Source organism: Cyanobacteria bacterium GSL.Bin1, assembly GCA_009909085.1.
Classification (GTDB): Bacteria; Cyanobacteriota; Cyanobacteriia; order Cyanobacteriales; family Rubidibacteraceae; genus Halothece.
This window is the reverse complement of record JAAANX010000195.1, coordinates 1-20,413: the sequence shown is the minus strand read 5'-3', so window position 1 is coordinate 20,413 and position 20,413 is coordinate 1. Positions and strand designations below refer to the sequence as shown.

26 protein-coding genes and 1 pseudogene are annotated in these 20,413 nt (G+C 44.2%); 13 read left to right on the top strand and 14 right to left on the bottom strand.

Annotated elements, in window-relative coordinates:
• Positions 1-278: 278 nt before the first annotated feature.
• From GVY04_22730 to GVY04_22720, 3 genes are all read right to left on the bottom strand, one after another.
• Entirely contained in the window at positions 279-1,247 is a 969-nt protein-coding gene (locus GVY04_22730) for a methyltransferase domain-containing protein (GenBank protein ID NBD18843.1), read from the bottom strand.
• 336 nt (positions 1,248-1,583) lie between these two features.
• A complete protein-coding gene (def, locus tag GVY04_22725; protein ID NBD18842.1) occupies positions 1,584-2,129 on the bottom strand; it encodes a peptide deformylase in 546 nt (181 codons plus the stop codon).
• A 61-nt stretch (positions 2,130-2,190) separates the two neighbouring features.
• A complete protein-coding gene (locus GVY04_22720; GenBank protein NBD18841.1) occupies positions 2,191-2,925 on the bottom strand; it encodes a 2-phosphosulfolactate phosphatase family protein in 735 nt (244 codons plus the stop codon).
• Positions 2,926-3,363: 438 nt separating this feature from the next.
• On the opposite strand from GVY04_22720, the gene GVY04_22715 reads away from it, so the two are divergent.
• From GVY04_22715 to GVY04_22695, 5 genes are all read left to right on the top strand, one after another.
• Entirely contained in the window at positions 3,364-4,473 is a 1,110-nt protein-coding gene (locus GVY04_22715; GenBank protein NBD18840.1) for a branched-chain amino acid ABC transporter permease, read from the top strand.
• Entirely contained in the window at positions 4,463-5,278 is an 816-nt protein-coding gene (locus GVY04_22710) for an ATP-binding cassette domain-containing protein (GenBank protein ID NBD18839.1), read from the top strand. Before GVY04_22715 ends, GVY04_22710 begins: the two co-directional genes overlap by 11 nt.
• A 327-nt stretch (positions 5,279-5,605) precedes the next feature.
• On the top strand, positions 5,606-5,818 hold the full coding sequence (locus GVY04_22705) for a DUF4089 domain-containing protein (protein NBD18838.1): 213 nt from the start codon (positions 5,606-5,608) through the stop codon (positions 5,816-5,818).
• Positions 5,819-5,852: 34 nt separating this feature from the next.
• Positions 5,853-6,242, top strand: coding sequence for a DUF1499 domain-containing protein (locus GVY04_22700; protein NBD18837.1), 390 nt, complete (start codon positions 5,853-5,855; stop codon positions 6,240-6,242).
• 80 nt (positions 6,243-6,322) lie between these two features.
• Complete coding sequence (locus GVY04_22695; GenBank protein NBD18836.1) at positions 6,323-7,009, top strand: cyclic nucleotide-binding domain-containing protein; 687 nt, start codon at positions 6,323-6,325, stop codon at positions 7,007-7,009.
• Positions 7,010-7,061: 52 nt separating this feature from the next.
• On the opposite strand, the gene pgk is transcribed toward GVY04_22695, so the two are convergent.
• The 3 genes from pgk to GVY04_22680 form a co-directional block, all read right to left on the bottom strand.
• Entirely contained in the window at positions 7,062-8,267 is a 1,206-nt protein-coding gene (pgk, locus tag GVY04_22690; protein NBD18835.1) for a phosphoglycerate kinase, read from the bottom strand.
• A 304-nt stretch (positions 8,268-8,571) separates the two neighbouring features.
• Positions 8,572-9,927, bottom strand: a complete 1,356-nt coding sequence (glmU, locus tag GVY04_22685; protein ID NBD18834.1) for a bifunctional UDP-N-acetylglucosamine diphosphorylase/glucosamine-1-phosphate N-acetyltransferase GlmU — start codon at positions 9,925-9,927, stop codon at positions 8,572-8,574.
• Positions 9,928-10,022: 95 nt separating this feature from the next.
• On the bottom strand, positions 10,023-10,508 hold the full coding sequence (locus GVY04_22680; protein NBD18833.1) for a cytochrome: 486 nt from the start codon (positions 10,506-10,508) through the stop codon (positions 10,023-10,025).
• Here GVY04_22680 and GVY04_22675 point away from each other — a divergent pair.
• From GVY04_22675 to murG, 4 genes are all read left to right on the top strand, one after another.
• Positions 10,507-10,854 carry a hypothetical protein gene (locus tag GVY04_22675; protein NBD18832.1) on the top strand — a complete coding sequence of 116 codons (348 nt, stop codon included), beginning with the start codon at positions 10,507-10,509 and terminating at the stop codon, positions 10,852-10,854. The genes GVY04_22680 and GVY04_22675 overlap by 2 nt on opposite strands.
• 169 nt (positions 10,855-11,023) lie before the next feature.
• On the top strand, positions 11,024-11,500 hold the full coding sequence (locus GVY04_22670; GenBank protein NBD18831.1) for a fasciclin domain-containing protein: 477 nt from the start codon (positions 11,024-11,026) through the stop codon (positions 11,498-11,500).
• Between the two features lie 280 nt (positions 11,501-11,780).
• Entirely contained in the window at positions 11,781-12,992 is a 1,212-nt protein-coding gene (locus GVY04_22665; GenBank protein ID NBD18830.1) for an ATP phosphoribosyltransferase regulatory subunit, read from the top strand.
• Positions 12,989-14,047 (top strand): undecaprenyldiphospho-muramoylpentapeptide beta-N-acetylglucosaminyltransferase, encoded by a 1,059-nt coding sequence (gene murG / locus GVY04_22660; GenBank protein NBD18829.1) that lies wholly within the window; start codon positions 12,989-12,991, stop codon positions 14,045-14,047. The genes GVY04_22665 and murG overlap by 4 nt, the downstream gene beginning before the upstream one ends.
• Here the strand turns inward: murG and GVY04_22655 are convergent.
• From GVY04_22655 to GVY04_22630, 6 genes are all read right to left on the bottom strand, one after another.
• Complete coding sequence (locus tag GVY04_22655; protein ID NBD18828.1) at positions 14,032-14,301, bottom strand: acylphosphatase; 270 nt, start codon at positions 14,299-14,301, stop codon at positions 14,032-14,034. The genes murG and GVY04_22655 overlap by 16 nt on opposite strands.
• 180 nt (positions 14,302-14,481) lie before the next feature.
• Positions 14,482-15,180, bottom strand: a complete 699-nt coding sequence (locus GVY04_22650) for a Uma2 family endonuclease (protein ID NBD18827.1) — start codon at positions 15,178-15,180, stop codon at positions 14,482-14,484.
• Between the two features lie 227 nt (positions 15,181-15,407).
• Positions 15,408-15,629 carry a hypothetical protein gene (locus GVY04_22645; GenBank protein ID NBD18826.1) on the bottom strand — a complete coding sequence of 74 codons (222 nt, stop codon included), beginning with the start codon at positions 15,627-15,629 and terminating at the stop codon, positions 15,408-15,410.
• A 239-nt stretch (positions 15,630-15,868) separates the two neighbouring features.
• Positions 15,869-16,294, bottom strand: coding sequence for a hypothetical protein (locus GVY04_22640; GenBank protein ID NBD18825.1), 426 nt, complete (start codon positions 16,292-16,294; stop codon positions 15,869-15,871).
• A gap of 117 nt (positions 16,295-16,411) precedes the next feature.
• Positions 16,412-16,840 (bottom strand): type II toxin-antitoxin system VapC family toxin, encoded by a 429-nt coding sequence (locus GVY04_22635; GenBank protein NBD18824.1) that lies wholly within the window; start codon positions 16,838-16,840, stop codon positions 16,412-16,414.
• Complete coding sequence (locus tag GVY04_22630) at positions 16,837-17,052, bottom strand: hypothetical protein (GenBank protein NBD18823.1); 216 nt, start codon at positions 17,050-17,052, stop codon at positions 16,837-16,839. Before GVY04_22630 ends, GVY04_22635 begins: the two co-directional genes overlap by 4 nt.
• 307 nt (positions 17,053-17,359) lie before the next feature.
• Between GVY04_22630 and GVY04_22625 the strand changes: the two genes are divergently transcribed.
• Positions 17,360-17,938 (top strand): Uma2 family endonuclease, encoded by a 579-nt coding sequence (locus GVY04_22625; protein NBD18822.1) that lies wholly within the window; start codon positions 17,360-17,362, stop codon positions 17,936-17,938.
• 72 nt (positions 17,939-18,010) lie between these two features.
• On the opposite strand, the gene GVY04_22620 is transcribed toward GVY04_22625, so the two are convergent.
• The gene (locus tag GVY04_22620; protein ID NBD18821.1) at positions 18,011-18,460 is read right to left on the bottom strand and encodes a DUF29 family protein; all 450 of its coding nucleotides are present in this window, start codon (positions 18,458-18,460) and stop codon (positions 18,011-18,013) included.
• Between the two features lie 327 nt (positions 18,461-18,787).
• On the opposite strand from GVY04_22620, the pseudogene GVY04_22615 reads away from it, so the two are divergent.
• Positions 18,788-18,883: pseudogene (locus GVY04_22615) on the top strand (Uma2 family endonuclease).
• Positions 18,884-18,961: 78 nt separating this feature from the next.
• On the opposite strand, the gene GVY04_22610 reads toward GVY04_22615, so the two are convergent.
• Complete coding sequence (locus tag GVY04_22610; protein NBD18820.1) at positions 18,962-19,333, bottom strand: methyltransferase domain-containing protein; 372 nt, start codon at positions 19,331-19,333, stop codon at positions 18,962-18,964.
• A 36-nt stretch (positions 19,334-19,369) separates the two neighbouring features.
• Here GVY04_22610 and GVY04_22605 point away from each other — a divergent pair, with 36 nt between their 5' ends.
• On the top strand, positions 19,370-19,627 hold the full coding sequence (locus tag GVY04_22605; protein ID NBD18819.1) for a hypothetical protein: 258 nt from the start codon (positions 19,370-19,372) through the stop codon (positions 19,625-19,627).
• Positions 19,628-19,629: 2 nt separating this feature from the next.
• Positions 19,630-20,040: a PIN domain-containing protein gene (locus GVY04_22600; GenBank protein NBD18818.1), complete on the top strand. Its 411-nt coding sequence runs from the start codon at positions 19,630-19,632 to the stop codon at positions 20,038-20,040.
• The last annotated feature ends 373 nt before the right edge of the window (positions 20,041-20,413 follow it).

Sequence of the window (20,413 nt, the reverse complement as noted above, 5' to 3'; positions counted from 1 at the left end):
CAGCAGTAGAAGTTGTTGCTAAGAAAATTGTAAATACAGTACCTGTTAAAAAGCGTTTCATTATCTTTCCCTCCAATGCAATTGTTGGCTTTTTCGGGAGGGAAGAGAGAGGGATCAAGGAAAACTTAATCCCTCAGGGGTTGAATCTGCCTATATCTTCCTTCCCTTAATTATTATCTTCACTCGTTTTTCTAAGTAGAAACTGAGTTTTTGATAATAAAGAGATTAATATTTTTTTGCATCCAACTTAGCCGAGAAAGGAGAATTAAAAGAACGCTTTAACAACAACCATCTCCTTGATAATGCCAAGTTGATGCAGTAACAACAATGGTGTCTGGAAACTGTTGGGCAAGTTGATGAGCGGTTTTATCACAAACCCCTAAAGGAATGCCTTTTTGGAAAGTATGTCCTTTCCCGTCATCCCAAGTTTCTTCTGAACCCCGATAAATCGCTGTTTTGCCCGTAAAAATACAAGCACCATCGGCGGGGGTGGGAACTTTCAACGCAACGGAGTCTAAACTATCGAGTTGTAGGTCTTCGCTTAAGCCATAGGTGGCGGTATCGAGTAGGCGATAAGGGCGACGCGCCCGCACTTCAATTTCACCAAACCCAGCTTCTACTAAACAATTCATATACTCAGTATAAGTCAGTGCCCCAGACAGACACATCGCCCGTAACCGTTCATCTTGACGGAGTTTTTCTGGAATCGGCTGAGTGGCAATGGGGTCACTCATCAATAAACGACCGCCGGGTTTGAGAACGCGATAAACTTCTTGCAAAGCGGTTTTTAAGTCTTGCAGTTCAAAGATATTAAACAGACAATTTTGCGCGACCACATCAACGGATTGATCAGGAACGGGTAAATTAAAGGCATCCCCAGAAACAATTTTGACAAAACTGGGGTCAAACCACTCGTTTTGTTTCGCAGCTTGATTAAGATTCTGTTTGGCGACCTCGCGCATTTCTGCAACCGGTTCCACGGCGATGATAGCCTCGGGACGAGGGGAAAAATAAGCAAATTGCAGGGCTTCTAACCCTCCGCCAACGCCAACATAGAGGACAGTCGGTTGATTCCCTAATTCTGTGGGTTGAACGGTTGTGCCACAGCCGTAGTTCATTTCCTGCATAGTAGTGGGAATACTGAGTCCGGGGAGTTGAAAGGAGCCATTTTGAACACAACATAAGCCCACTTCTGGGGTTTCAGCGACTTCTTTATAAAATTGTGCGGTTGTATCGAGATAGGTCATATTGGTTTCTGTTTACTTACTGCTTTTGATTGTGGAAGGGTTGCCTTAATTTTTACTGAAAGATAAGATTGCTGATAGTTGATGCTAGCTGAACAATTGGGACATGGGAGAATTTTTTCTGTTGACCAGCGAGACTTTAACACCTACCGATGGAAAAATACTCATCCATTCCAAAACTTACTCTTTTAAAAAAAGAAAGTTTAGAGCTTACATAAGGAAAGACTCTTTGTTACCTCCTTTCGTCGCAAGTTTGGGCTTAATCCCAGCATTTATCAAAAAAACTCCGTTGTGCGATCAGGTAAGGATTTCCAATTGAGACAATTTTCAAGGCCAGTTTTAATCGAATGTGTCTGACAGCCAATATTTTTGATATTCCTTGAGATAGGTGAGGGTTTTGAGATCGGGTAAACGGTCTAAGAACACCTTGCCATTGAGGTGGTCGACTTCGTGTTGGATAACGCGAGCAAAAAAATGGTCAGCCTGAATTTCTAAAGGTTTGCCATAACGGTCAAGTCCTGAAACGCGCACTGAAGAGGAACGAGGAACTTTCCCTCGCAAATCGGGAACACTCAAACACCCTTCCCAATCTTCTTGCTGCTCCTCTGATTGGGAGGTGATCTCGGGATTAATAATCACGGTTAGGGGGACGGTTTGGCGATGAGGATAGCGTGGATTATCGGGAGAAACTTCGATCACAATGATCTGCTTGGCAACGTGGACTTGCGGTGCCGCAATGCCAACCCCATCGGCATCTCGCATCGTCTGAATCATCGCATCAATCAGATTTTGTAAAGATGGCGTCTTTAATTCTTCCTGAGATAGGGGTTCACTCCCACTGCGAATGACAGGATTCCCCAGTTGAGCAATTTTCAACAGAAACATTAGGAACGTACCAAAGTACAACTGCACTGGCTAAGGAAGACACAATCCATTGTAGACAACATTATGCCCCGATTAAAACACCCAGCTCTTTTTGCGTTGGAATCACTTTTAAACAGTCTCGTTTGGCACAGTAAATTAAGTCGTCTTCTTGGGCTAACCGTAAGAGCCGTTGGCCGTGACTAGAGAAACGGAATAATTCTAAAAGGTTAGTTTGCCATTGCGTATAAAGCGCGATCGCGCCAATGACTTCATCATTGCCAATGGTTTCGATCTGATGGTAACTAAGATGACCAAGCAAGCCTTGGGCAATAGCACCCGCGCACGCCGTATCTTCTAAAGAATAACTGCCTTGCCAACCGGAACCAACGAGCCAAACGGTTTCGGGTTGTTCTTTTTGTAAATAGTGAATCACCGACTGGTCATTAACGAATGCAGCCGTAATCACAATGGGTGCTTTCTCTATTCGTTGTAAAGCGCGAGTGCCATTGGTTGTGCTCAGAAAAAATCGCTTTCCTTTGACTTTTTCTGGAGTACATTCCAAAGGAGAATTGCCGAGATCGCAACCTTCTACTTTCGCTCCGCCTCGCTCGCCTGCCCGCAAACGGCGGTCGCTTTGCCATTGTTCACTCACCCTCATTAATTCGTCAATATCACTAAACGCTTGGACTGCTTCTGCACCAGCAGCCAAGACGGTTGCAATTGTTGTTGTCGCCCGCAATACATCGATGACCACTGCACAATCAGGGAGATAATCTCCTGGCGTTAACTCTGGGGTCTCATAGACAAATAGCTTCACAGTTTTTAATCTTCGCGCAAACGTCACCGTGACAATTTAAGCAGAAAATGTCATTATAGAGTTAACTGTTTTGTAAAGAACTGTAACAAACTATGGACGATAAAAAATATTCCTGGAAAGGAAGTCCGAATGCAGGTGCTGTGCTTAGCCTGCTTGCTGTTTTCGGTGGAATTGCAGTACTGTTACTCGGCTTTATTGGTTAATTATTTTCAATTTACCTTTGCTCTTAGGAGCAGTAGTGACTACTACTGCTCCTTAACCACTTTAAAATCAAACCTTTCATCAAGTTTGAAAAGGAAAAAAGTGTAGGACTTCCTTATGATAATAGTGACAAATTGTTATGGGTTGGTCAGGGCTCCAAACTTAAATCCAGCAATCGCAGATCACTTAAAATTTCCGATAAAATCTAGAGAATAGCTCACAAGCATAGGGAATAGCATGGTAAGTTACTTAGTTTTTCTGACCATTTCCACGGGAATTTTTGCCATTTTTGCTCTCGGTTTAAATATCCAATGGGGCTACACCGGGCTCATTAATTTTGGTCATGTTGCTTTTATGACCGTGGGAGCTTACACAACAATTTTATTGAGTCTGCAAGGGATTCCGCTATTGGTTGCTGCGATCGCGGGAGCGCTATTAGCAATGCTACTGGGACTTTTTGTCGGACTTTCTACTTTACGGTTAAGAGAAGACTATCTTGCCATTGTCACCATTGGCGTTTCGGAGTTACTGCGACTGATTGCCCTCAATGAAGAATGGTTAACGCGAGGGGCATTTGGCATCCAAGGATTTCCCTTACCGCTGGGCAACTTTAATCCGAATTGGCTGAGTAAGGGAACCATGATTGCCATCTTGACTGCGATCGCGCTATTTGGTCTTTGGCAACTCAAACGTCGCTTACAAATTGAGTTTGCAACCCGAAAACAACAACGGGGCATCAAACGATTTCCCCTCGATTTGCGGTTTTGGGGCTTATTTGCTGTGCTGTTGGGGGGCGTCATTTATGTCAATAGTGTCGTCGCTCTGATTAACTATGATTACAAGTCGGGACTGATGTTACTCATTTTGATCACCCTGACTGTGTTCTACGCGATTGTCGAAAGTTTAGTGCGCTCTCCTTGGGGAAGAGTCTTGAAAGCGATTCGAGAAGATGAACAAGTGCCCAGAGCTTTGGGAAAAGATGTTTTTTGGTATAAACTACAAGCCTTCATGCTCGGGGGCGCGATCGCTGGCATTGCCGGTGCTTTCTATGCTTGGCAATTAACCACCATCTATCCCAGTAACTTCCAGCCCATCATTAGCTTTTATGCTTGGACCATTGTGGTGCTCGGAGGGGCAGGTAATAATGGCGGCGTTCTTCTCGGTGCCGTCATTTTCTGGGCTTATGATTCTCTAACGCGCTTTGTTCTACCCGAGTTGGGTTGGATTGACGATGCTCGTCTCGGGGCGTTTCGGATCCTCGTCATTGGTTTGATTTTAATGGTATTAATGGTGTCTCGTCCACAAGGTATTTTAGGGAAAAAGGAGGAACTCACTCTTGGTCGATAAGTCTCATTCCTTGTCCGATCCGGTAACTGTCACCGAAGAAACCTCAAACTTGGCGCTCCTTTCTGCCCAAGGATTGAGTAAAAGTTTTGGCGGGATCCAAGCTGTACAAAACGTCTCCCTGGAAGTAAAATTAGGGAGTATTACGGGCTTAATCGGCCCCAATGGTGCTGGAAAAACCACGCTATTTAACCTATTATCTAACTTTATTACTCCTGACAGCGGTGAAATTCAATTTGATGGCAAACCCATTCAAAAATTACGCTCGCATCGGATTGCAAAACGGGGATTGGTCCGGACGTTTCAAGTGGCGCGCGTTCTCTCTCGCTTGTCCGTGTTGGAAAATATGCTGTTAGGGGCACAAAAACAAACCGGAGAAAACTTGTTTCAGGTGTTAATCCAACCCAGACGAGTGCAGCGAGAGGAAAAACAACAGCGCGATCGCGCTCTCATGCTTTTAGAATCAGTGGGACTGGCTGACAAAGCCTACGAATACGCTGGGGCACTTTCCGGAGGACAACGAAAACTGCTTGAACTAGCTCGAGCAATGATGACTCACCCCAAACTGATCCTGCTCGATGAACCGGCAGCTGGGGTCAATCCCATACTGATTAATCAAATCAGTGACCATGTTTTACAGTGGAATGAAGAGGGGATTACTTTTCTCATTATTGAACACAATATGGATGTTATTATGTCTCTTTGCCAGGAAATTTGGGTTTTGGCAGAAGGAACCAACTTAGCTCACGGCACACCGGAAGAAATTCAGGGTAACTCGGAAGTCTTGGAAGCTTATCTTGGAAAATAATCAGCGAGTGAAAGTGCACTCATTGGAAAATTTTCTCCTTGACCAACGGTCACGCGCAGGCGCCTTCCGTTTTCCGAAGGCGTAATCTTTAACCAACGCTCAAAGCAGGATTGGTACCAATTCTCAAAAGTAATTAAACCGATCAAGCTTCAGTCGAATAGTTCCAACCTGTTCAAGAAGGAATCACGGTTACTGAGAAATGATCGAAGAGAAATTGGTAACGCGCTCTCTCAAATGATCTCAGTTTTGGTGGCTAATTTTTCTTCAACCGCGAAGGGGGCAGGGAAGTATGTCACAATATGCCTAGTATTGAATGCGATTTTAACCATGAACGATTCAAGTTCACCTCATCCTTCCCCGCCTGCAATTAACTATGCTGCTTATGTAGAACAAACGGCTGACTTGTTAGGGTTAGCCCTTCCCGATGAATACCGAGACAGCGTCATTGAGAACTTCACCCAACTGAGCGCGATCGCGCAGCCAATCATGGATTTTCCTCTTCCTCCCCACACAGAAATTGCTCCCGTTTTTAAACCTTAGTTTTTGATAAAATAGATTACCTAAAAAAAGACTTATGTTTGCCGGAAAACGACCCACTAACCTCGGTGTCAAAGCAGGAAAACTGACCCCTTGTCCCAATACTCCCAATTGTGTTTCTAGCCAAAGCAGCGATCGTGAACATGCGATTGAACCACTGCCTTATGCTCAGATCGCTGATCTCACAAGAGTGGTTAAAAATATGGAGCGAACCACAATCATTGAAGAAACAGAAAACTATCTTTATGCTGAGTTTAAAAGTAAATTAATGGGCTTTGTCGATGATGTTGAATTTCATAAAGATGATATTAATCAAGTGATTCATGTTCGCTCGGCTTCTCGGTTAGGAAAATCCGATTTAGGAGTTAATCGCAAACGAGTGGAAGCAATTCGTCAACAATTGCAAGAACTCATTAAGCATCGATAAATCGTTAAAAATCTATCTTAAATTTCAGCCAACGTTCTAGTTAATTGGTGATTAATTCAATATCAGTCAAGCAATTTTTAATGGAGAGTACAATTGTCAGTGAGATTTTCCCCTTGTTTAATGCAGCAGAAACAGAAACCTTAGACTGGTTACTCTCTGTTGCCCTTGAACAAGACTTTACAGCTGGAGAAACGATCCTTTGTGATCAATCTTGGGGAAATGCCGTTTATTTTATTGTTTCGGGTTGGGTCAAAGCAAGACGTTGGTATAATGAAACTCCCATTACTGTATCAATTCAAGGACGAGGAGACTTTTTTGGTGAAAGTGCAATCTTAGATGAGCCCCCTCGTGCCACAGAAGTCGTTGCGCTCAGTGACACTAAAGTAATCAGTGTTTCTGCTCAACGCTTTATCCAGATCCTCTTCCAAGATCCGCAACTGCATCATAAACTGTTACAAATTACTGTCCGCCGACTGCGCCAAATGGATATCCGGTTGCAATTCCACCATCATCCGCCCGTAGTCAAGTTAGCGCACACCCTAGTCAGTTTAGGGGAAACCTATGGGAAACCCACCGAAGAAGGTATGGAAATTTTACTCATTCCCCAACAAGATCTCGCTGATCTCTCTGATTTGAGCTTAGAAGAAACCCAAAAGTTTTTACATAAGTTTCAAAGCAAAGGCTGGTTAGAATTACATCAAGCAGAAGAAACCTTAGCCATTACCAATATTCGCCAACTCAGTCATTTAGCAGCAGGAAGTTTATAAACAAGACCGAAGTAGGGTGGGCCTCACCCACCTTACTGATTATGAATTGAATCTAAGCATCATTGAGTGCAACAATACCGGGGAGTTCTTTTCCTTCTAGCAGTTCGAGACTTGCACCACCACCGGTCGAGATATGGCTCATTTTATCGGCAACACCAACTTTTTCCACTGCAGCAACGGAGTCACCGCCACCAATAATGGTAATTGCACCATTATCGGTTAATTCAGCTAAGGTGCGAGCAATGGCTTCCGTTCCTTTGGCAAAGGCTTCCATTTCAAAGACACCCATCGGACCATTCCAAATAATCCCTTTACATTCAGCAAGGGCTTCTTTGAACGCTTCGACACTCTTTGGACCAATATCTAACCCCATCCAACCACTGGGAATATTTTCCACAGTAACGGTTTGAGTATTCGCATCTTCGGCAAAGTTATCCGCAATAATGATATCTGTGGGAAAGAGCAGTTCTACCCCTTTTGCCTTTGCTTTTTCTTCTAAAGATTTTGCTAGCTCGAGTTTATCGTTTTCAACGAGAGAATTACCGACACTCATCCCTCGTGCCTTGAAGAATGTAAATATCATCCCACCGCCGATGATTAACTTATCACATTTTTCAATTAAAGTTTCAATGACACCAATTTTACTAGATACTTTAGAGCCGCCAATAATCGCAGCAAAAGGACGTTGGGGGTTCTCAACCGCATTTTTGAGATAATCAAGTTCTTTTTCAATTAAATAACCACCCACACAAGGGCTAAGATGTTTAGTGACGCCTTCTGTAGAAGCATGGGCACGGTGGGCAGTACCAAAGGCATCATTCACATAAACATCAGCATTAGCGGCAAGTTTTTGACTAAAGTCAGGATTGTTGGCTTCTTCTTCGGAGTGGAAGCGAAGGTTTTCCAATAAGGCAACTTGACCGTTTGCCAACGCATCGACTTTTTGTTTGACAGCATCCCCAATACAGTCATCACATTTGACCACTTCTTGTCCGAGTAGCTGAGATAAACGTTCAGCCACCGGCGTCAGACGAAGCTCTTCTTTCACTTCTCCTTTGGGACGACCCATGTGACTGCAAAGAATAACTTTCGCATTTTTTTGAATTAAATCTTGGATGGTCGGGAGGGCAGCCCGAATCCGAGTATCATCAGTGATTTCCCCTTGCTTGTTCAGGGGAACGTTAAAGTCAGCGCGGACTAAGACTCGTTTACCGCTAATATCGGTTTCGGTGAGGCTGGCAATTGTTTTTTTCGCCACGGTTCATTTCCTCCTGTTATCTGGGCTTACTATATTGATGAGAGAGCGAGTTATATTGTTAGTTACTCCCTTGCTGATTTTACCGTTGAGTGTGTCCGAAATGGAATGTCAGTTCTGGTTTTCATTGTTATCAGGAGGAATTGTCTATTACGCTTTGCTCTTTACTGGAAGGTAAATAGTTGAAAGTCATTGACATCGATTTCAGTCGCCTCTTCCACAGAACTAGCATTCCTGACGATGGCAATCACACTGTTGGTTTTTATTTGGAATGACTATAATTAATACCTGTTTCTCACCAAAGGGGTCACTGGTCACTGTTTAACCGCCAGCCAGGCTTAATCACTTGGCGCGATCGCGCAATAACCAAGGCATCTGTTGGAACATCTTCTGTGACAGTGGATCCAGCAGCGACTGTTACTTCATCACCTAAGGTCAGCGGGGCGACCAACACGCTATTTGAGCCAGTTTTACAGGAATTGCCAATGTGGGTTTGGTGTTTATTCACGCCATCGTAATTGGCGGTAATCGTTCCCGCACCAATATTGACCTTAGTGCCTAAAGTCGCATCCCCTAAGTAGGATAGGTGGGCAACATTGCACCCCTCGCCCAGTTGAGTATTCTTCATTTCCACAAAATTTCCCACTCGGCAACCCGAACCAACTTTCGCTTGTCTTCGCAGATGGGCATAAGGTCCAATACGGGTTCCGGCGTCTACTGTACTATCACTCAACACGGAATAGAGAACTGTAACATTTTCCCCGAGTTGACTATTTTCAATCATACTCCCGGGACCAATGTGACAACCTGATCCGATGACGGTCTTTCCTCGGAGATGCGTTTGGGGTTCAATGGTGACATCAGGGGATAACTCAACGGTTTCGTCAATGGTAATGCTATCGGGATCAATTAAAGTCACCCCTGCGAGTAACCACTTTTCTTTGATGCGTTGTTGTAAGGTTGTGTAAGCATCAGCGAGATGTTTGCGATGGTTGATGCCGCTAATTTCTTCAACATCCGCAACATCCATTGCCATGACTGGCGAGAGAGAGGTAAATACATCAGTGAGATAATATTCTTTCTGGTCATTCTCGGCAGATAGATGCGGTAAAATTGCCGCTAGCTTTTGCCAGTTAAAGCAATACACCCCCGCATTAATCCGTTGATTCAGTTTTTGTTCTGGAGTGCAGTCGCGATCTTCAATAATCGCTTGCACTTGGTTGCCTTCATTACAAAATACTCTTCCATACCCGTGCGGATTTTCTAACTGCGCTGTGAGTAAGGTTGCAGCATTATGATTACTTTGATGGGTTGCCAGCAATTCTTGTAGTGTTTCTTGACGTAAGAGGGGAACATCGCCATTGAGGACGAGTACATCTTCCTCACTGCCTTTTAAGGCTGGCAATAACTGTTGAACGGCATGACCGGTTCCTAATTGTTGTTCTTGGATCACAAATTCCACATTCTCCCAATGACCCAGACTGGCTTTCACTTCCTCTGCTGCATAGCCGACAATCACAAAATAGCGTGAGGGCTGAATTAACGCACAACTGTCTAAAACTCTCTCTAGCATCGACTTGCCTCCCAAATGATGCAACACTTTCGGAAGATTGGATTTCATCCGGGTACCCCGTCCGGCGGCTAAAACTGCAACTGCGACCATTGTTGACTCTTGAATATCAAAGCGAATTGTGAAGGATGGTTTAGAGCGTACCGCTTTCGGGACAAACTAGCAAGCATTATTCAAATTGAAGTTAGTTAAAGTAAAGATTGAATGAGCGCGATCGCGCCCTCGACCTTATCGGTCCCGTAAACTTGTTGTGGACTTAAGGACTGAAAAAATTCAATTCCCACCGCAGAAGAATTAAATAAAATCACTGGTTTCCCATTTTTGAGGGCAAGGGCAATTTCCGAAGCCGTTCCCGTTCCCATACCACAAGCAACCACAACTTGGCTAGAGAGAACATTAATATTATTGCGTCCGTTGCCCATATCGGTAAAAACAGCCAAGTCTACTGCTTGAGATATGTTAGTCTCATCAGCAGTGGGGAGAATCCCGAGAGTTAACCCATTAGCAGCTTTTGCCCCCTGGTTGGCAGCTGCCATGACACCTTGGTTACGTCCTCCGGTGAGTAAGACCCAACCTTGCTGCGCGATCGCGTATCCCAGTTCATAAGCGCAGGTCTTGTCTTCTCTTGTTGCGCCGTTTCCCGGTCCCATGACGCCAATGATAATTTTACGCATGACTCAACGCTTCTGGTTACTGTTTCTACTCTTACTATTATTATTGGTGTTTGTCCCTCGTTTCAGTAACGCCCAAAGTATTGGCTTAGAATCTCGGATTTCTCGCTTGGAAGCCGAAATTTTCCAGCTGCGATCGCGCCTTTCTAATATCGAATCACAAGTGTCTCGGGTTAATCAACCTTCTCGCACTCCTTCCTCTACACCAACACCACAAATTCCTTCTCCCCGGCAATCCAAGATTCCTCCCTCTCCAGAAATGTTTGACCGCCTAGCGACTTTAGTCATTGAACTGAAAGAAAGGGTCCAAACTTTAGAAGATAAAGTAGCAGAATTGGAAGCCCAATAACGGCAGCGTAATCTATTAGTAACTACCGCGGGACTCGAATCTCAGAAACAATAATCACTCACCTCACCCCGAAGCACCTGGGTTAAAACTTGCAGAAGATTTCGACACGAAGCTGAGTTGTTACACTAAGAAATGTAAAGCTAAAGACAGCCGCTTCTCATAATTCACCATGCATTTACTAAAATCTTTTCTCGCTACCCTGATCGGCGTTGCTTTCTTCGCATTAAACAGTCTGCCGGCTTTATCTGCCGATATTGTTGACACCGCAGTAGAAGCAGGTTCTTTTGAAACCTTGACCACTGCTTTAGAAGAAGCAGGACTTGCCGATACCCTGAAGGAGGAAGGTCCCTACACCGTTTTTGCGCCGACCGATGATGCATTCGCTCAACTTCCTGAGGGAACTGTGTCTTCGTTGCTTGAACCCAAAAATCAAGATAAACTCACTGACATTCTCCTTTACCATGTTGTAGCGGGTGAAGTAACCTCTGACCAAATTGTTGATGGAGAACTCAAAACAGTTGGCGGCAAGTCAGTTTATATCTCCACTGATGAGGGAGTACAAGTCAATGATGCCAATGTCGTGAAAGCAGATATCACAGCCGACAATGGAGTCATTCATGTAGTTGATCACGTACTCCTTCCCTAATCTTAGCTGAAGCAGTACTTCTTATTTCATTTTCTAATTAAAAAACTGGAGTTGATTCTGAGCGTTTTTCGCTCAAGTCACTCGTTCCCCGGAATTCGATTCCGGGGCTTGCGAGTGACCGTTGGTCATCGGTACACCGGACTCAAAGTCCGGTGCCTGCGATGACCGCCCAGCCGCGATCAACTCCAGATTAATTGAAATGGTTTGAACTCACCCCAACTTATGATTAACTGAGAGAGGACTCGGTTTAGGTTAGTGCAGTGTAATGACCTCAACATTTATGCTTCATCAAGCTCCCGCCGGTGCAAGAGACTGGCTTCCTGTGGAAGTAAGGCAAAAGCGATGGCTTTCCCAAAACCTCGAAGCCGTATTTTCGCAGTGGGGATATCAGCAAATTATTACTTCGACTCTCGAATGGGTGGAGATGCTTACCGCAGGGGGCGCGATTGAACCCTCAACAGTGATTCAACTCCAGGATGGTAGCGATGAACCCTTGGGGTTACGTCCAGAATTTACCGCCTCGATCGCGCGCGCGGTAGTGACGCGGATGGAACGGACAGCCTATCCTCAACGCTTATTTTATAACGGCAATGTTTTTCGTTCTTCGCAAGGGCATCATGGGGAACAAATGGAATCCTACCAAGCCGGTGTCGAACTAATTGGGGCAACTGGGGTTTTAGCCGATAGCGAGATTATTCTATTACTCCGCGATTGTCTGCAGCAGGTCGGCATGGAACAATGGCATTTAGTGCTAGGGGAAGCCGGATTAACGCGATCGCTCCTCGAACCATTTCCAGAAAAAGTCAGAGCCGATGTTCGCTATTGTATCGCCAATTTAGACCGCGTGAGTTTGGAAAACTTACCTTTGACACCGGAATTACGAGAACGAGCATTACTGTTATTTGACTTAAGAGGAAACCCAGAAACAGTATTAGAAAAAGTTTCTCAGCTTGATTTAGATGAAGTGGGAAAAACGATTGTGACTAAGCTGCGATCGCTGCTGGAATTATTAACAGAAACAGCGTCTTTTTCTCTCACCCTCGATTTAAGTTTATTACAAACCATTGACTACTATACCGGCATTGTCTTTAAGGTGGTTGCAGAAACGGGACGCGAAACTGGCATTATCGGACAGGGGGGACGCTACGACCAACTGTTAGGACTCTATCATCCCCAAGGGGAAACACGACCGGGAATTGGATTTGCCCTTAATTTAGAAGCACTACAAACTTGTTTACTCCGACAAAAAAAGCTACCCGAAACCACCCCGGCGAGTGACTGGTTAGTCATTCCTGAAAGTAGTAATGCTCAAGTTGCCGCTTTAAATTATGCGCAACAATTACGTGCTAATACCCCTGATTTGCGAGTAGAATTAGCGTTAGCCCAAGGGTCAATAAATGAAATGAGAAACTATGCCCAACAAAAAAGAATTAACCGCATTGCTTGGTTAAAACCTAATGGGAGTGCAACGGTGGAAGAATTGGAAACATGAGCGAGAAACCCAATCTTTTAATTGCAGCCAGTGGTACCGGTGGACATTTATTTCCTGCCCTGGCTGTGGCAGAAGAGTTAAGCGACTACAATATCAAGTGGTTAGGCGTTCCCAACCGCCTGGAGACGAAACTGGTTCCCGCTTGCTACCCCCTAACAACGGTCAACATCGAGGGGATGAAAAAGCGCTTAGCATTGGGAACAATTGGGGTTTCCTTTCGACTACCGCCAGCAGTGACAAAAGTGCTTTCTATAATGAGAAAACACAAAATTAGAGCTGTTTTTACCACTGGTGGCTACATTGCTGCCCCAGCGATTATTGCTGCTCGGATTCGGGGTATTCCCGTCATTATTCATGAATCCAACGCCATTCCCGGAAAAGTGACGCGTTGGTTTGCCAGTTGGTGTCATACGGTTGCCTTGGGATTCCCTAGTGCCGAACGATTTTTTCCCCGTCAGCGCAGCATTTGGGTGAGTACGCCGGTGCGCAAAGCCTTTCACTCTCCTCAACCTCTCGACTTACCCATTCGGGAAGATGCGCCTTTAATTGTTGCCCTCGGTGGCTCACAAGGCGCCGTAGCTGTTAATCAACTGGTGCGGGACAGTGCCAGTGCTTGGTTAGATTCTGGGGCAGTGGTCGTCCATTTAACCGGAGAGCGCGATCGCGAAGTGGAGAGCTTCCAACATCCTCAGTACTACACCTTTCCTTTCTACAATAATATGGCAGGACTCCTGCAACGGGCAACCCTTGCCATTAGTCGCGCCGGTGCCGGAACCTTAACCGAACTTGCGATTACCGGAACCCCGTCGCTTCTCATTCCTTATCCTTACGCGGCTGAAGACCATCAAGCCTATAATGCCAAAGCCTTTGTGGATGCAAGTGCAGCCGTGTGCTACCGACAAGAAGACTTAACCCCCGAACTCCTGAAAAAAACTGTCAGACAGTGGCTTGCCTCTCCCGAAACCCTCAGTAAGATGCGAGAAAACGCACAAACCCTTGCCGTTCAAGATAGTGCGGGGCAAATTGCCGAAATTATTCGTTATGCTGCCACTTGAAACTCCGGGAGTCCTTCTGGGGGTTCGTACTCCACCTGAACCTCTCTAACCACTGCAGACGGGGGTCCCTGATGACACCATTGAATCATTTGATCCACTGCTTTTTCTTCCCCTTCAAAAACCGCTTCCACACTCCCATCAAACACATTTCTCACCCAGCCTTTAATGCCTAACTTTACCGCTTCACTTTGGGTCGAAAGGCGATAACCAACGCCTTGCACTTTCCCCAAAATATAAACATGAGCACGAACCATAAACTTTAATTTGGAATGCGACAATTACTCTAGAATAAAAGAGCTTTCGCCCGTATTATGCCGGACAACCAATTATTGAGTCACTCCCTAAACTGGCTGAAATTTTGGGGGAAGATGTGTTGAATTTGCACGATGTTCCCTACGGAAGCGAAGCCATTGCGTTATGATTTGAATGTATTTTTAAACGGAATCGGGGTCAATGCCTAACTCTCGGAGTTTGGTTGCCAGTTGTTCTGCTCGTTGTTGGGCTTGGTTTGCGCGTTGTTCGGCTAATTCGGCTAATTCTTGGGGAGTGGGTAGCAATTCGTCGTCTAAGGTTGCCCAGCGCAGCCAGACGGTTTCCACTCCTTTATAAACCCCCTGCCACTGTACTAAGGCTAACCCCAATTGTTGGCTTTGGTAGCGGTTTTGAGCATCCGGTTGCAGGGCTTGGTAGTTACCATTGACAAGGGTGAATCCTGCCCAATCTTCGGGGTTGAACGGATCATACCAGAAGTATTCGGGAACTCGCATTTGGTTTTGATAAATCTCTTTTTTGACGGTTTTATCTTGGGTGGCGGTACTTTCCGAGAGGAGTTCAATAATCACATCGGGGGCTTTCCCTTCTTCCCAAACCACCCAACTTTTTCGTTCGACTTTGGGGACATTTAAAACCGCAAAGAAGTCGGGTCCCTTGAAATCTTGATTTTTAACTTGGGCGGCACTGTAGTAGATGAACATATTGCCTCCCACGTAGCCATTATCTCGCTGTTCTAGCCAAGGATAAAGGGCATCGATCAGCAAGTCCATTTGCAGTTTGTGGCGTTGGGTTTCCATCGGTACACCATCATCACAGGGGAGTTCGTTTTGGGTGGGTAGCGTTAGGGGAGTGGTCGTCATGATCGGTTTTGAGAACAGGCGTTGCTTTCATTTTACTGAGGGATAGTGCGTGATTCACGCGAAGCGTCTGCTAGAGGCGATCGCGCGAGCCGGTCGCTAAGATGAAAAAAAGGACATTCCGTTTGTTGACTCCACACCAGTTCACTGATGAGCGCTACCACTCTCAATCTCAACCCCCTCATTCAATTGACATGATGCGCGATCGCGCTTATTATTTTGACGGTATTTTAGTTTTTTGAGCTAAACGTGCTGAGCAATGATTCTAGGTCTTGATGCAAACGATGCCAAGACATCGGTAAGGATTCTGCTAAAGGTTCAACTCGCTCTGAGTTTAGACTAAACGTATAAAGATTCCGAACAACATGGCGAAAGGAAAAATAGTCATTTAGACTCTCGAACGTGTCAGGGCTTAAAACTGCCGGTCGAATTTCCCGTATTGGAGTAGCCATTAGACATCTCCAATAAAGTCTAAAAACAAAGCTGAAAGCCTTGACAGTCCGTTACTAGCTTCTCATTTCTGAAGATGTCTATTTGTCTTAAGAGTTGGCGATGCCATTGTGGGGTGTCGGGTACAGAACCATCAACGGTTTGGGCAATTTGTTTCAAAATGCGCTCTGCACCGGAATAAAAGCTATGTAGGTTGAGTGCAATAGTTCCGATATAATCTTCGTCTTGTGTTGCTCTGAACTTATTCTAGTAGGACTTTATTTTTCTCTAGGAGTTTCTCAATGTCTTGGCTTTCTTCCTCAATCTGGCTAAACAGGATGGCATATTGATTCATTGGTTGTTCTCGTGAAGAAAGTGAGATTATCCTACCTAAATCAGACAGTTCCATCCCATTTGCTGTAATGATTTTTCCTTGTTGTTGAATAACTTGTTTTAGACTGGATGAAGCGGATTCAAGTTGCACCAGGTCAAAGGAAAAATCAATGGTCAGATTTGACACATCATTAAGCGCTGAATGATAGTTTTGATTAGCAAGCCCCCAAACAGCTAAGTCAATATCAGAATGATCGCGAATGGGGCATGATTTTAGCAATGAGCCAAACAGGACAACTTTTTCTACTGCATATTTATTAACCAGCAATTTAGCGGCTTGTTGAGCAATTTGCAAGCCTTGTTTTCGACGTTGCTTCTGTTTACGTTCTTGGTTACAAATAGTCATCTGTTTTAGCGGTTTGCTGGAATATCAGAAGGATTCATTTGATGAATTACTGGGCGCTTCTTGATTTTATTTCAGCCTTCGTTTTGGATCAGGAGTCCAAAATTCTAAAGCTTGGAAGATGCTGAAGTCCCGAAAGTTGTAAGTCCAGACTGGACTACGATATCGTAAAGCGGTGAAGACTACTGTCGCATCTTCTAGGGAACCTTGCCATTGGGGAAGTTCAGTCACTATATCTTGTATTTGTTCAAAATCACTCTGTTCTAGAGGAAGTAGATGAAGACTGTCTTGCATTACTGCCAAGGCATTGTGTGCAACTGTTGGCTGGGTACGTTGTAATAACCATTTGTACACCTCGAAAAGAATGGGTAAAGGTGTCAACAAGATAGTTTGCTGTTGTGCCAACTGTTCAAAACCTCTCACACACTCTCGATGATAAATATCTTTCCTATAGAACAAACCAATTAGGGGACCCGCATCTAATGCAATTTTTCTCAATCTTCAAAGTCCTCAGCGTGGTCAACTGCACCTCTGGGAGCGTCAGTAACAATACCAGCTAGAGTAAGTAACTTTTTACTATCTTTTGGGGTCAGTTTCATTTGTAGTACCTCATCGAGGAGTTCGGCTACACTTTCCTCAGGATGAGTTTGTAGGTAATTCTCTAGTTGTTCAGCCAGTTGATCTGGAATTTCAATTGTGAATTTTGTCATAATTTTCCTTGTGAATTGCTTAAAACTTTAGGCTTCTCAAGTTTAGATGTTTTGGTTGGGCTCGCCTTCATTTTAGATCAACAATAATAAGGAGTATAACTTTATGAATTACTTGGTAAAATTTGATTTTTACAATTCCGTAAAGCTTGCATGGCAATTTTTTTGGGCGTTATTTGCTATTATTTTTCATAACTCCCTAGGAGAGCCTTATTAGTCTTGATTGGAGTATTTGGGGACGCGATCGCGCTATCCGGTCGCTAAGATGAAAAAAGGACATTCCGTTTGTTCACTCCACACCAGTTCACTGATGAGCGCTACCACTCTCAATCTCAACCCCCTCATTCAATTGACAAAAGAACAATTCTACACCCTCTGTGCAACCAACCCCGAAGCAAAGCTCGAACTGAATGCGAAAGGAGAGTTAATCATTATGTCTCCCACCGGTGGAGAAACCAGTGCTTGGAACGCTAAACTGATTGCTGCTTTAGTTAATTGGAATGACCAAACTGGGCTAGGAGAAACGTTTGATTCTTCCGGGGGATTTTCGTTACCCAATGGCGCGCAGCGATCGCCGGATGCGGCTTGGATTCCGTTAGAAAAATGGGATGCACTGACAGCAGAGGAAAAAAGAGGGTTTCTCCCCCTGTGTCCTGATTTTGTCATGGAACTACTGTCACCTTCAGATTCCTTGCCCCAAGGGATGGCAAAAATGGAAGAATATCTGGAAAATGGCTCGCGTTTAGGTTGGTTAATTGAGCCAAAAAACAAGCAGGTTGCGATTTATCGCGCCCAACAAGCAGTAGAAATCTTAGAAGCGCCTAATTTCCTGTCTGGGGAAGATGTATTGGACGGGTTTAATCTCAATATCGGCAAAATCTGGGGGTAAGGGATTTAAGAGCGCGATCGCGCAAGCCGGTTCCCGCAGAGAACATCGCGCTGTATTCTCATTTCTAAAAAATCAATCACTTCCTTTTTCAGCATCACTTGCAGGGAAATAATTAAAATCTAAAATTTCTTCAATAGTAAAAGGACATTCTTTCGGAAAATTTAAGTCTGTTTCTTTAGCTGCATCTAAACGAGCAATGCGGTGGGCTTTATTCACCCATTCTGACGCAAGATATTGTCTTAAACTGGGGCTATCTTCTAGATACAGGTCAATATTATTGCGTTCTCGTTCAATGGTAATTTGCCAGCTTCTTGAGCGTTTCTGCGGTTGATATTTCCATTTGAGAAGATGATGGATTATTAAACGAATACTACTAATCAGTTTATCTCGTTCTCGTTTCGACAAATCCTTAATTTCCTCAACCAAGTTGTCAATATCTAGTTCATCAAACTGCTTTTCCGCTAGCAAGTTTGCCATTATTTCTGCCCAGTTTGCATAATCTTTTTCGTAGAGATGCGACATTTTATTTAGGTTAGTTTCATTGAGAACACAACAAAATGATCCTTGATAAGATTGATTATACCATCGGGATTTGGCAGGCTTGCTTAGGTATTTTTTAGTAGCGCGATGCACTCTTGATGGCTTCTTCCTTGAACTCTTTTGGGGCGTGATTTTCCCTGCGAGAAGCGGCTTGCGCGATCGCGCTGCAGTAACCTTCGGTTAAGCACGCAAGTCAAACTTGATCAGGGTCAATACCTAATTTTCTCAGTTTAGTCGCCAGTTGTTCGGTTCGTTGTTGGGCTTGGTTTGCCTGTTCCTCAGCTAATTCCGCTAATTCTTGGAGCCAAAAAACAAGCGGTAGAAATCTTAGAAACTCCGACGGTTCTTTCTGGGGAAGATGTGTTGGACGGGTTTCATCTCAATATCGGCAAAATCTGGGGGTAAGGGATCTAAGAGCGCGATCGCGCTGATAGAGAAAAGCAACCCAGATAAAATGATTCGCACTACTTTTTGTTTTTCATTCTAATTGAAGCGACGACGCACCCATAAACCCAGCATTTGCGCTAGTGCTGCATCCCACCCGCCCATCGCTTTAATTTCGATTTCGGTAAACCCCGACTGGGTGAGGTGTCTTTTGAGGGCAAAAGGCGTATAGCGATACTCATCATAAGGGGTTTCGTGGAGATTCCAGAGGAAGGGAACGGTGAAAAAGAGGATTCCCCCTAGTTTGAGTACGCGCCAGATTTCTTTCATGACGATCTCGGGATCGGGACAATGTTCAAAGACTTCAGTCGCGATCGCGCAATCAATACTCTCATCCTCCAAGGGAATCGTTTTACCATCCCAGAGGAGATCGGACGGAGACGGATTAAGCGGTAGAGCCTTGTGATACATTAGCTTTAGGGAGAGAGTTAATGAGAAAACCAAGTAATGACAATTAAAGAGCAATTACTCCGAGAACTAGAGACAGCCCCACAACCTATCATCGAAGAAGTGTTTGACTTTTTGTTACTCGCTAAGATTAAGCATCATCGCCAACAATCTGATGAGCAATCGGAAAATACGCAGTCGTTAGGAGCATTTGCAGAGGAGTTAGTGGCTGATATTCCTGAAGATATCTTAAATAATCTTCCTACTGATAGCGCTGAACAACATGATCATTATATTTATGGAGTTCCAAAACGATAATAATGAAGCCAGTTTTTGCTGATACTTTTTATTGGATTGCTTTATTCAACCCTAGAGATAACTGGCATCAAACTGTCCTTAATTATACTTATAATCACCCAAATCAAAAAATAATTACCACAGATGGCATTGTTGAGGAAGTTCTTAACTATGCTTCCTCTAGGGGGTTTTTAATGAAACAAAAAGCCCTTTTGCTATATAAAAAAATGTTACAAGAACCTGATATAGAAGTAATCTCTTATAATTTGCAGTTACGAGAACTAGGCTTGGAGTTGTATGAACAGCGTTTAGATAAAGGATATAGTCTGACCGATTGTATTTCAATGATAGTGATGCGACAAATGGGTATTCAAGAAGTGCTCTCTCACGATAAGCACTTTTCACAAGAAGGTTTTCATCTTGTATTTAATTAGAAAAGATTGTTCCTCCTGGCTTAAGCAAACGCCAGATTTCTTTCTTGCATAATGATTTCAGGGTTAGGGCAATGTTCAAAGACTTCGGTTCAATCGAATCTTTGATTTGGTGCCAGAGGTGATCGCGCAATCAATACTCTTATCCTCCAAAGGAATCGTTTTACCATCCCAGAGGAGATCGGGTTGACTGCATTGGGAATGTCTTCCCCCTTCTAAGTCGATGCCAATATATTTCTCGACGTTGCTTTCCTCCCTACATTCAGCAGGTTCCTTAACAAAGGAAATAATATTTTTGACAGGCTGAACCGAGGAAGCGCAAAATGTGTTTTTGTGAATCGTTCAACTTAATTGACCACTTTCGACCCTCCACCCA